The 12,192-nt window shown below is 47.6% G+C and carries 10 protein-coding genes and 1 pseudogene; 9 read left to right on the forward strand and 2 right to left on the reverse strand.

The window, feature by feature from the left end:
• Positions 1–6 precede the first annotated feature (6 nt).
• The 4 genes from FSU_RS12795 to FSU_RS12810 all read left to right on the forward strand — a co-directional run bounded on the left by FSU_RS12795 (position 7) and on the right by FSU_RS12810 (position 5,950).
• Positions 7–1,824 carry a sensor domain-containing diguanylate cyclase gene (locus tag FSU_RS12795; RefSeq protein WP_014546803.1) on the forward strand — a complete coding sequence of 606 codons (1,818 nt, stop codon included), beginning with the start codon at positions 7–9 and terminating at the stop codon, positions 1,822–1,824.
• Between the two features lie 209 nt (positions 1,825–2,033).
• Positions 2,034–3,533 (forward strand): sodium:solute symporter, encoded by a 1,500-nt coding sequence (locus FSU_RS12800; protein WP_014546804.1) that lies wholly within the window; start codon positions 2,034–2,036, stop codon positions 3,531–3,533.
• A 132-nt stretch (positions 3,534–3,665) separates the two neighbouring features.
• Entirely contained in the window at positions 3,666–5,102 is a 1,437-nt protein-coding gene (locus FSU_RS12805; protein ID WP_014546805.1) for an SIMPL domain-containing protein, read from the forward strand.
• Between the two features lie 62 nt (positions 5,103–5,164).
• Positions 5,165–5,950 carry an SIMPL domain-containing protein gene (locus FSU_RS12810; RefSeq protein WP_015732219.1) on the forward strand — a complete coding sequence of 262 codons (786 nt, stop codon included), beginning with the start codon at positions 5,165–5,167 and terminating at the stop codon, positions 5,948–5,950.
• Here FSU_RS12810 and FSU_RS12815 read toward each other — a convergent pair.
• Complete coding sequence (locus tag FSU_RS12815; RefSeq protein WP_014546807.1) at positions 5,942–6,469, reverse strand: NAD(P)H-dependent oxidoreductase; 528 nt, start codon at positions 6,467–6,469, stop codon at positions 5,942–5,944. The genes FSU_RS12810 and FSU_RS12815 overlap by 9 nt on opposite strands.
• Positions 6,470–6,678: 209 nt before the next feature.
• On the opposite strand from FSU_RS12815, the pseudogene FSU_RS12820 reads away from it, so the two are divergent.
• The 3 genes and pseudogenes from FSU_RS12820 to nrdG all read left to right on the forward strand — a co-directional run bounded on the left by FSU_RS12820 (position 6,679) and on the right by nrdG (position 9,813).
• Positions 6,679–9,010 (forward strand): annotated as a pseudogene (locus tag FSU_RS12820) (anaerobic ribonucleoside triphosphate reductase).
• A gap of 94 nt (positions 9,011–9,104) precedes the next feature.
• Positions 9,105–9,251, forward strand: coding sequence for an anaerobic ribonucleoside-triphosphate reductase (gene nrdD, locus FSU_RS16350; RefSeq protein WP_041260231.1), 147 nt, complete (start codon positions 9,105–9,107; stop codon positions 9,249–9,251).
• Position 9,252: 1 nt separating this feature from the next.
• Positions 9,253–9,813, forward strand: coding sequence for an anaerobic ribonucleoside-triphosphate reductase activating protein (nrdG, locus tag FSU_RS12830; protein WP_014546808.1), 561 nt, complete (start codon positions 9,253–9,255; stop codon positions 9,811–9,813).
• A 64-nt stretch (positions 9,814–9,877) separates the two neighbouring features.
• Here the strand turns inward: nrdG and FSU_RS12835 are convergent, their stop codons facing one another.
• A complete protein-coding gene (locus FSU_RS12835; protein ID WP_014546809.1) occupies positions 9,878–10,102 on the reverse strand; it encodes a hypothetical protein in 225 nt (74 codons plus the stop codon).
• 219 nt (positions 10,103–10,321) lie between these two features.
• On the opposite strand from FSU_RS12835, the gene FSU_RS12840 reads away from it, so the two are divergent.
• Together FSU_RS12840 and FSU_RS12845 are read left to right on the forward strand one after the other, a co-directional pair.
• Positions 10,322–11,278, forward strand: coding sequence for a COG2958 family protein (locus tag FSU_RS12840; RefSeq protein WP_014546810.1), 957 nt, complete (start codon positions 10,322–10,324; stop codon positions 11,276–11,278).
• Between the two features lie 326 nt (positions 11,279–11,604).
• Complete coding sequence (locus FSU_RS12845) at positions 11,605–12,162, forward strand: hypothetical protein (protein ID WP_014546812.1); 558 nt, start codon at positions 11,605–11,607, stop codon at positions 12,160–12,162.
• Positions 12,163–12,192: the final 30 nt, after the last annotated feature.

Genomic DNA, 12,192 nt, shown 5'->3' on the forward strand with positions numbered 1-12,192 from the left:
GGTTGTATGTCCGTATCCGAGATTTTATTTGTTGTCGCCGGAGCTTTGCTCGGTCTTGCTATTCAGGGGGGCATGTTCCTTTTCCTTATCCCCTTTGCTGTTGTCGCATTTTCACTTGCCGTCTTGAATCGTCCAAGCCTCCCGACGGGTACGACTGTTATTCCTGTGATTAAGAGTAGCAAGCGCACGACCGCTATTACACCGGTTGTGTCTCCGGATATCCGCAACGAGTTTACGAACGACGTCAAGATGGATACGAACGAGCCGAATTCCTCGCTTCGCGTGAACCAGATCTGGTCCCGTGCAAACTCGGATGTCGACAAGGCGTTTGGCGATATGCTGCGCTGTCTCAAGCTGCTCATGCCCGATGCAAATACGTTTATGATTTTTATGAGTGGCGGTAGCGCTAACGAGCTTCGCCTGAGAACGTTCCAGAGTGATATTCCGAACTGCATCGATACAGGCGCAAAGATTTCTGAAAACATGGGCGTTATGAGCCAGCTCTTGCGTCCGGGCGTGTCTCGCATTTTGGAAGGCGACGTGCTTGTGAGCAAGCGTCTCCCGTACTACATTGAAAACCGCAAGATCCGTTCCTTGGTGGGTGTTCCGCTCCTGGACCGTGATGATCGCCGCTTTGGTGCTATCTTGGTGGATTCCTTGCATCCGAACGCCTTTAAGGAAGTTGATGTTCAGGCCCTTACGTTCATGGCTCATGTGATGTACATGGTGAGCTTCAAGAGCTACGTTTCTGCACAGAACTACATTGAACAGCAACAGTTCAGCGTGCTTTACCGCTACCAGCGCAAGTTCTTCCAGACCATGACGGTGAAGGATATCTACAAGCAAATGTTTGAATATGTCAAGGAGAACATGCCGTTCGACCGCTTGACGATTTTGGCGTTGGACAAACCGAAGGAATGCGCTGGCCGAGTCGTTTACTGCGTGGGTGTGGATTCCGAACAGTTTGTCGATAAACGCTTTACGTTGTCCGATAAGGGCATCTTTGTGCTTGCTCTCATGAGGAACCGTCCGGTGTTCCGTTCGTTTACTTCGGGCTATGCCGATTACGTGCCGCGCCTGAACGATTCTGAAAAGCGCAATATGGAATTGCGTCAGTTGTTTGTAATGCCGGTGGCTTCTGAACCGGATGCAAAGACGGCTGAACTTGCCATCTGCCTTGAAAGCCGTTACACGAACCGCTACCAGGATCACGAAAAGAAACTCCTCAAGGCTTTTGCCGGTGTCGCAGGTTTTGCTTATGCCCGTGCGCTCCAGGTTGAAAAGGACAAGGACCTTGCGACGCGCGACGGTCTCACGGGACTCATGAACCACCGCTCTCTGCAAGAAGCGCTCCGCACTGAAAAGGTGCGTGCCGACCGCAAGAAGTATAACATCGGCGTCTTGATGATGGACATTGACCACTTCAAGCGCGTGAACGATACGTATGGACACCCGGTTGGTGACGAAGTGATTAAGGGTATTGCAACGGCGATTAGCGGTGAAATCCGCAAGGAAATTGACGTCGTGGCTCGCTATGGCGGTGAAGAATTTGTGGTGGCTCTCGTCGATACGACTCCGGAAGGCATGATTGAAACGGCTGAACGCATCCGCAAGGCGGTGGGCAAGCTTGAATTCAACGTGCATTTGACGGACCCGCTGCGTGTGACGGTCAGCATTGGCGCCTTCCTTGTGGAACCGGAGTTCTCGGACATGAAGAAGGCGGTGAACAATGCGGACCAGGCTCTCTACAAGGCAAAGGATGGCGGCCGCAACCAGGTCGTGCGTTTTGAAACCGTTGAAACTGAAGCGGTGGGAGCTGTTTAGAGCTTAGAACTTAGAACTTAGAACTTAGAACTTAGAACTTAGAACTTAGAACTTAGAACTTAGAACACTTCCTTCTCTCTAAAAAGAAAACACTAAGTTCTAAGAGCGAAGCGGGCTAAGTTCTGCCAACTAGATTTTTTAAACAGCGTCTCCCTAACCACTAACCACCAGCCACTAACCACTTCCTACTTCTAACTTCCTACTAACCTATGTTCACTGCTCTTGATTGGATTGTCTTATTCGCTTACTTGCTCCTCTCGCTTGCGATTGGGCTCTGGGTTTCTCGTGGCAACAAGAACCTCAAGGAATACATGTTCGGTGGCGGCTCGATGCCGTGGGTGGCCGTGGGCATTAGCCTTATTGCAACTTCCGTGAGTGCGACGACATTCTTGGGCGCTCCAGCCGATGTCTATGGCGACGACATGACATTTTTGATGTTCCAGATTGGTGCGCTATTGAGCATTTTTGTGGTGGGCTTTGTTTTTATCCCGCGTTTCCGCACGTCTGGTATTTCGAGCGCTTATGAACTTTTTGAAGTGCGTTTTGGGAGCCGCTCGGTGCGCCGTTTGGCTGCTGTCTTTTACTGCTTGCATTTGCTTTTGCGCACGGGCATATTGCTTTACGCGCCCTCGCTTGTGCTTGCGCAGACTTTGCACATCGATTTGAAACTTGCAATTATCGTTTCTGCTGCGATTGCGATTTTCTACACGTGGTTTGGCGGCATTAAGGCGGTCATTTGGACCGACGTGATGCAATTCTGCGTGTTCTTTGGCGGTGGCGTGCTTGTGCTTTTGATTATCGCAAATCAAGTGGGTGGCTTTGGCGAAATGGCGACGCTCGCCAGCGAAGCGGGCAAGACTCGTTGGTGGAATCCATCGATGGATGTTTCGAATGCGCGCACGCTCATCTCGGCGGGCTTTGCGTATGCAATTCTAGAAATTGCCATTCGTGGTTGCGACCAGCAGTTTGTGCAGCGCTACCTCAGCTGCAAGGACGTGAAGGCGGCAAACCGTTCAAGTGTGCTTTCGATGGTGCTCGGTTGCGCGGTCTCGATTCTCTTTTATTGGGTGGGGGCTGCACTCTTTGTGTTTTACAAGAAATCTCAGGTTGCTACGCTCCCTGAAGGTCTCGGACAGAATGACGTGTTCCCGTACTTTATTGTAAATGCGCTCCCGTCTGGCGTGACGGGCTTGATTGTCGCTGCCATTTGTGCAGCGGCCATGAGCAGTCTTTCGGGCGCCATCAATTCGCTTAGCAATACGTCCGAGCGCGATTTCCTCGGCTGGGACGAATCTGCGGGAATGGGCGGGCTCAAGCGTGCTAAAATCTGGACGGTCGTCTGGGGCGTGCTCGGCGTGTTCTTTGCGCTCTTTGCCGCAACACAGCAGGGGAGCCTTCTTAAGAACGCCATCTTCTTTACAGGGCTTTTCACAGGGCCGCTTCTTGGCATGTTCCTCCTCGCGTTCTTTGCGGATAAGGTCTTTGGAACTGCTGAAAAGGCGTTACGCGCCTGGGTTGTGATTGTCGCAGTGCTTTGCGGTATGGCTAGCCTCGTCTTGTTCCAGGGAATCCCTGCGTTTGGCGTGAAAGCTGTCTTCGGCGGCATCTTTAGCTGGCCGTGGTTGCCCTTCATCAGCATGACTACCACTATCGTTGTGGCACTTGTTGTGAATTTTGTGGCGAATGTTGTTTGCGCAAAACGCAAATAAGAATGACTGAAGTAAACTTAATTTTTCTGAATTACAAATAAGAAATTAAGTAGTTTATCGTTGAATGAATTCCGCAGGGATGATTCGCCTGCGGTTTTTGTTTTTGTGGATGTTTAAAAAAAGGAGAAATATATGCAGAACAAGATTTCGTACATCGTCATCATTGTGCTTGCGTTTGTATGCCTGATTCTTTCGATGAAACTCGGGCAGCAAAGCGATGTGGCGGAAATGCGAAAAAATTCGGCGGTATCGGGTTCTTCGGAGTTTGCCGAAGGAAATAAATCTTCGGTGCCGAAGGTTGCTGTTTTTGCTAGGGAGTCGAAAAAGTTTGCTGCTGACGAGTATGTTCTGTCGGTTGAACTTTCCATGGTTGGTACCGATAAAAAAGTTCTTTATCGTAAGATGGGTGAAAAACGAAATCGCTTGTTTGAAATCCTGAAGTCTGTTGGCATTTCTGAATCGAATGTGGAACAATCTAGTATTGAGCTTTCCAAGGAATGGGATTATGATTATCAGTATGCAAATCCGGGGAAGCGTTCGTTTCTTGGTTTTAGTTCAAGTCAAAAATTTAAGGTTCACGTAGGGACAAAGCAGTTGAAAAAAGATTTTATACAGCTTCTTTCGGCAGAGCCTGATTTTGAAATCAAAAGATCGGAACCTCAGTTAAAGGATATGGCCGCTTTGCAGGCTAAAGTCGTCAAGAATGTGTGTGACAAAGCGCTTGCGAAGGCTGAAAATTATGCACAAGGTGCTGGCGGCAAACTAGGAAAAATCTTGATGGCGAATGGAAATGTGGACCAGGATCGTTATTGGTGGTTCGAAAAAGCTGATTCCGTAGAGATTGAAGCTAGGTTGAGTCTTGAAATGGAGTTGCTTTCCAATGAAAAGGCCGAATCTTCTAATGAACCTGTAGTGCTTTTCGTTCACAATAATGAAGAACGCAAGTACGCCGCTGATGAATTTGAAGCAAATTTTACTCTTGAAATAGTTGGTACAAATAAAAAAAGTTTGTATGAGTTGATGGAAAAACGTAGAGTCTCTATTCTTGAACGTTTGGATTCCTTAGATGTTCCGCGAACCGACGTTGATGATTTTGATATAAAACTCCAAAAGAATAGAACAAGACCGATGGCAAAAGTACGTTCATTGGGCGAATTTGGTGGGTACTCGGCTTCCAAATGCTTTAAGGTTTATGTAAAATCTATGGACGTTGCTAGTGCGCTAGTGAATGTGCTTGCTCAGGAACGAGATGTCGAGTTCTCTGGTGTTACGCCGAAACTCAAAAATAGGGATTCGTTGACTGCGGAAATTGAAATTTTGACAAGCCAAAAGGCGATGGAAAAAGCGGAAGCTTTTGCTGCTGGGCTTGGCATGAAAGTTGGCAAGATCGTTGATGTTGATGATGGAATGGTATCACGGGAATATTGGAATGAATATCGGGGAAAGTTAGCTCCAAAGTCTTATGGCGGGGGCATTGTGCTTGGTAACGACATGCCTCCTCCATCTAGAGCAATCGCAGATTCCGTCACGGTCGGTGCTAGGATTAATTACGTCGTCGAACTCCAGTAAAGTGGTCTTTTGCTTGGAAAATGACTATTTTAAATTCAAAACATTAAAAAGAGGGCTTAACGATGATCTCAAAATTGCTCAATATCATCTATCTCGTACTGCTAATCGTCTGCGTGTGCGTTCTCATCCGCGTCGTGAAGGCGGAACCGGCTGCTGTTCCTGTGGCTGCATCTAACGGAGCGGTTGCATTCGAAGTCCCGCGCATCGAAGTTTCGGCTTCTGAAACCAAGAAATTTGCCGCCGACAAGTTCGAAATGGGTTTTAGCCTCGAAATCCGCGGCAAGGACAAGGAATCGGTTTCCAAGCGCTTGGCAGAACGTCGTTCCGTGATCTTCGAGAATGTGAAATCGCTTGAAATTCCGCAGTCCAACGTGGAACAGAACAGCGTTGAAATTCACAAGGAATGGTCTTATCGCAATAGCAAGCGTGAACTCGTCGGTTACGTGGCCACGCAGAGCTTTGTGATTACGGTGAACCGTAAGATTGATGCCGCCGCTCTCGTGCAGGCGCTTTCTTCGGAACCGGATGTCGAAATCCAGCGCACGTCCGCCCAGCTCAAGGATGTCGATGCGGTGCAGTCTACGGTCATCAAGGCGGCGGGTAAAAAGGCAACGGCCAAGGCTAATGACTATGCCGAAGGCGTTGGTGCAAAGCTCGGTCGCGTTCTTCAAATCAATGGCGAAGGCGGCGGAATCATCTACAACCAGTACAATCGTGTCTACCGTGCCAAGGGCGTCATGCTTGCGGCTAATGCCATGATGGACGGTGCCGCCGCTCCCGACGAAACCGCAATTGCCGACTCCGTCGAGGTAAGCGCTTCTGTCCGCGTCGTTTATGAACTAAAGTAGTTCTAACAGACTTTCTTCATATTCCTTGGCCGCCTTTTCGAGGGCGGCTTTTGTCATATCCGGGCTGCATCCGTAGAATCCAAGCGGCTTAAACCATTTCATGCCGGCGGCGTTCGCGGTCATTTCGAACGGGATGAGCATTTCTTCGGCGGTGTAGCGGTTGAGACCTTCGTGGGTGTAGTGTTCTGCGGCTGCGCCTGCTGTAAATACAACGCGTACGGGCATTCCCTTCAAGAAGTTGTCCGCGCTGTAGACAATCGGGCTCATAATTTGGTCTTGCCAGTCGCGCAAGCTCGAGGGGGAGTTGTACCAATATATAGGGAACTGCCAAACGATCGCCTTGGACTCCCTCAACAATTTTTTTTCGGCCTCCAGGTCGAAGTAGCCATTAACTCGGTTTTTGTCAAGGTGGTGAAACACAAAATTGGGATTTTTTCTGTTGATATCCACTAAGTGTTTGTTGAACATGGAGTTAGAAATGTTCGGATGCGATAGAAGAATTGTGATTTGATTGTTCATTATTTTTTCTTGTTGATAAGTTGAGGAAATATTATAAAAAAATTACATCTTACGTGCAAAAAGTCTTCCAAATTGGACTAAGATTTATTATACTTGTAGTGATGTCGACCTACATCTTGTGGGTGTGGTTCGATCTTGAACACAAGATATAGTAAAATCGGAGAAATTTGACTATATTTGAGGAAACGGGAATTGAAGGTTTTTTTTAGATGATTTTTACTGTCAAAAAGCGCGACGGCCGCGAGATGCCGTTCAACATCGAAAAGATTGCTGATGCCGTAATCAAGGCTTTTAGAGCCTCTGGCGAACTGGATGAACAGATCAAGGCTTCCCAAGCCCAGATGAATTTGCTTGGAAGTGATGACCTTTTGACGAACGTCGCTCTCAAGGTTGCTGCCGAAGCTGTAGGCCACTTGGAAGCCGAAAATAAGACCAAGCCGGACATCGAAGAAATTCAGGATGCTGTTGAAAAGGCTTTGACCGAAGGTGGTTACGCCGATACCGCCAAGAGCTATATCTTGTATCGTGCCGAACGTACTCGCGTACGTGAAGTCAACACCCGCCTCATGCAGACGCTTCATGACATTACGTTCAGCTCTGCCAAGGAATCCGACCTCAAGCGCGAAAATGCCAATATCGATGGCGATACGGCCATGGGTACCATGCTCAAGTACGGTTCCGAATCCGCTAAGCACTTCTATACGATGATGATGCTCAAGCCGGAACACAGCCGCGCTCACATGGATGGTGACATTCACATCCATGACCTCGATTTCTATTCTCTTACGATGACCTGCTGCCAGATTGACCTCATTAAGTTGTTCAAGAATGGCTTCAACACAGGTCACGGTCACTTGCGTGAACCGAAGGATATCCGCAGCTACGCCGCTTTGGCCGCTATCGCCATTCAGAGTAACCAGAACGACCAGCACGGTGGACAGTCCGTGCCGAACTTCGATTACGCCATGGCAAACGGTGTGCGCATCACGTACCGCAAGGCTTACCTTTCGAACATGGTCAAGGCTCTCATGCTTTTGACGGGCAAGACCGAAGAAGAAATTCAGCCGGTGGTGAAAAAGCTCCACAGCGAAATGGCTGAAATGGGCATGGTGGCAACGCTCGTGCCGAATGAAAAGTTCCAGACAACTGAAGCCCACGAACTTTCCAAAACTTATGACGCCGAAACGGTAAAGAACGCCCAGAAGTTTGCCGAAAAGATGGCTTACGAAGAAACTGACAAGGCAACGTTCCAGGCCATGGAAGCTTTTGTCCACAACTTGAACTCCATGCACAGCCGCGCTGGTGCCCAGACTCCGTTCTCTAGCATCAACTATGGTATGTGCACGGAACCGGAAGCCCGCATGGTCATGAAGAACTTGCTCCTCACGACCGAAGAAGGCCTCGGCGGTGGTGAAACGGCTATCTTCCCGATCCAGATTTTCCGCGTCAAGGACGGCATCAACCTCAATCCGGGCGAACCGAACTACGACTTGTTCAAGCTCGCCTGCCGCGTGAGTGCCAAGCGCCTGTTCCCGAACTTTAGCTTCCAGGACGCTCCGTACAACCTGCAGTACTACAAGCCGGGTCATCCGGAAACCGAAATTTCGTACATGGGCTGCCGTACCCGCGTGATTGGCAACCATTACGACCCGAGCCGCGAAATCTCTTACGGCCGTGGCAACTTGAGCTTTACCTCGATTAACCTCCCGCGTATTGCCATCAAGATGAAGTCCGTGGACTTGTTCTTCAAGGAACTCGACCGCATGCTTCAGCTCGTGAGCGACCAGCTCATGGAACGCTTTGCCGTGCAGAGCCGCCGCAAGGTCAAGAACTTCCCGTTCCTCATGGGACAGGGTGTGTGGATTGATTCCGACAAGCTCGGCTGGGAAGATACCGGTGGGTGAAGTCATCAAGCATGGAACACTTTCGATTGGCTTTATCGGCCTTGCCGAAACCTTGGTGATGCTTACGGGCAAGCATCACGGCGAATCCGAAGCTTCTCAGGAACTCGGCCTCAAGATTATCGGTCACATGCGCGAATTCTGCGACAAGGAATCCGAACGCCTTGGCCTCAACTTCAGCTTGCTTGCAACGCCGGCTGAAGGCCTCTCTGGCCGCTTTGTGCGCATGGACAAGAAGAAATTTGGCATTATCCCGGGCGTTACCGACCGCGATTACTACACCAACTCTTTCCACGTGCCGGTTTACTACAAGATTTCGGCTTTCAAGAAGCTCTCGCTGGAAGCCCCGTACCATGCGCTTACTAACGCTGGCCACATCAGCTACATCGAACTTGATGGCGACCCGACGCAGAACTTGGACGCTTTCGAAAAGATTGTGAAGCACATGGCAAAGGTGGGTATTGGTTACGGAAGCATCAACCATCCGGTGGACCGCGACCCGGTTTGCGGATTCGTGGGCGTGATTGGCGATGTTTGCCCGCGCTGCGGACGTAGCGAAGGCCATGCCATCTCTTGCGAAAAGCTCGAAGAACTTAGAAAGAAATTCCCTGGAATGCCCGCATTTAGAGGGATTAGGTAAGTAGAACTTAGAACTTAGAGCTTAGAACTTAGACTAAGTTCTGCCAACTAAGTTCTGCCAACTGCGGCGAAGCCGCAAACAAGGAGTGCAAAAAATGTCAGAAAAAGAACTCTCTCAGTATGGTGAAGGTGTTGGATTCGAACGTATCCGCCGCATTACGGGTTACCTCGTCGGTACAGTTGACCGTTTCAACAATGCCAAGCGCGCTGAAGTCAACGATCGCGTAAAGCACGGCGTATAAGATGGATGAATATCCTCCACTGCGGATTGCAGGGATTGAGCCCGAATCATTCGTGGACGGTCCCGGAATCCGCTTGACTGTGTTTACTCAGGGCTGTCACCACAACTGCCCGGGTTGCCAGAATCCGCAGACTCATGATTTTGAGGGCGGACACTTTATCGAGCGCGAAGCGATCATCACAATGATCAAGGAAAATCCGCTGCTCGATGGCGTGACGTTTAGCGGAGGCGATCCGATGGACCAGGCGGCGGCACTTATTCCGCTTGCCCGCGAAATCAAGGAACGCGGTCTCAATCTCGTGATTTTTACGGGATACACGTACGAACAGCTGATGAAGCTTACGCCCGAAAAGCCGGAGCTTTTTGAACTGCTCACGTTTGCGGACATCCTCATCGACGGTCCGTTTGTCATGGCGAAGAAGTCCCTGGACATTAAGTTCAGAGGTTCCTGGAACCAGCGCATTATCGATGTGCAAAAGAGCCTTGTCGAAGGCCATGTGGTCATCCACCAGATTCAACTGGACGAGATGGCGGAACACCCCGACAGGGAATACAATACGTAAGTGCGGTAAATGCCCGCGCGAATCGTGAATGCCCAAAGGACGAGATTGAACTCGTCCTTTTGTGTTATGGGATAATTTGGTCTTTGGTCAGATTGAATCTGAGGATTAGTGTTTCCAAAGGGACCCCATCTTTGAAAAGGGCCCTAGCTGTTTCTAGCTTTTCGGCTTCGGCCTTGTTGAGCTCGTCACGTACCTTTTGTGTTTCTGCATGGGCATCGGCAAGTCTTTTACGGAATACATCGCCGGCACTCACAAAACCATATTTCTGTCCAATGCTAACGAATGCCATTTCTAACTCCTTGAGTTGTTCTTCTGTGAGGTACTTTAAAGCTACATTCGTTATGGAAAATAATCAAGTAGGCCTATTGTTGGGCTTGGGGAGGGCTGATGATTAGGAAAAAACGATGGAATTTGTGTCTTTGATACAATGTCGAAGGATTTTTCCGGAACAGACCTTTATATCGAGGATGAGGAATAATCTATATTACAAGTAATAAAGGAGCCCGTTATGACATATACATTTTTGAAGCTTGCTGAAGAAGTTCTTGAAGAAGCCAAAAAGCGCGAGAACATCCAAGCACTTTCCCATGTGGAAATATGGGAAAAGGCTGAAAAATATGGAATTCAAAACAAGTGTAGTTCCTCTGGTAAAACGCCTTGGCAATCCATCTGCGCTCAAATATATGTGGATATGAAGGATAACGCTAAAACTATTTTTGCAAAAATTGGTACGCGGCCTGTGCGTTTTGCTCTTAAGAAATATGTTGAAAATGGTGTAAAGATTACTGACATAGAACAAAAAATAAAACAGCCTAAGACAATATTTTCGGAACGGGATTTACATCCGCTTTTGACGAAGTTTGTTTATTCGAATTCGCATTTTCATTGTTATGCAAAGACTATTTATCATGAGACTTCAGCCAAACATAAGATTGGGCGAAATCATTGGTTACATCCGGATTTGATGGCCGTCTATTTCCCGTTTGATTCGTATCAAACAGGAACACTGGATATAATTAAGTCTTTTTATGAGTCAAAAATGAAATTGTTCTCATTTGAGATGAAAAAAGAAATCACTAGCTCGACTCTTCGTGAGTATTATTTCCAAGCAGTTTCTAATTCTAGTTGGGCTAACGAAGGCTATTTGGTCGCTTTGAAATTTGATCAAGATGATGATTTTCGTGAAGAAATGCAACGCCTTAACAATTCTTTCGGCATAGGCTTTATCCAACTCGACGCAATGAATGTGGAACAAAGTAGTGTTCTAATTCCTGCTAAAATCCATGAACAAATTGATTGGGATTTTCTTGATCGTCTTATTGAGGAAAATCCTGATGTCAAGAATTTCGTCGACTCCATTAATGGGGATGTTCTGCTTCAAAAGGTAAAGAATAAGAACGAATATGATGAAATCTTCGATAACTCCAAGATGGAAAAGTGGATTAAGGACAAGGGAATTGAATAGCGACTATTGTCTGACAAAAGTTAATTAGCTATATTTGTTAATAACAATTCCCACCGTGCCTCTTAACAATGCGTACCACGGTGGGACTTCGCATTTTTAGGCGTTGTCTTTGGTTTTGCGGTCGAAATTTTCGATTGCAAATTCTCTACCATGCTGGTGGAGTTTTTCGGTATGGTGCGAATGTAAAATTGCTCGGCAAAAATGTACAACCCTCTTGACGATAGTTTTCCGATAATCTATATTTGGTGTACGGATGAGCAAATGTGTTGCTCTATAAACAACAAAAGCCCCGCTGTTTTCAGCATGTCTGCGGGGAGGAGTTAAAAATGAAGAATGATGTGAAGAATGGTGGCGTCGGCATTTGGCTTGATGAAATTGTTCCTTGTCTCAAGGATACCGAAACTGGCGAAATCAAGGAAACGGTTGTATTTAAAATCGAAAGTCGTTCATTCCTGAAAAAATTCAACGAAAAGAACGGTTGGGGAATCAATTGGATTGAAATTCCCGATAATGTTGAGGTCTTTGCTTTAGCGCTAAAGGAAAATAACGAAATTCAGGGTTTTATCGGAGTAAAAAATGACAAGAATTCCGTGGCTGCATTTATCCATTGGGCTTGTACTGCTCCTCGTAATAATAAGCGATTGTGTGGATCGCAAAAATACATTGGGGTAGGAGGACATCTATTTGCTATTGCTGCTGATAAATCAATTCAGTGGGGATATCAAGGCGCAATTCACGGCTTTGCCCTTAACAGAGAGCTACTTAATCACTATATTGAAGTATTAGGAGCCATATTTTTAGGGGCTTTGCACGAATACCAATTTTTCGTGAACGAAAACGCGGCTAAACATCTTTTGGAGACTTACACCTATGAATGGAACTAAAGGGCCTGTCATTCTGGCGGAATCCATGGA

The sequence above is a fragment of the Fibrobacter succinogenes subsp. succinogenes S85 genome (genome assembly GCF_000146505.1).
Classification (GTDB): domain Bacteria; phylum Fibrobacterota; class Fibrobacteria; order Fibrobacterales; family Fibrobacteraceae; genus Fibrobacter; species Fibrobacter succinogenes.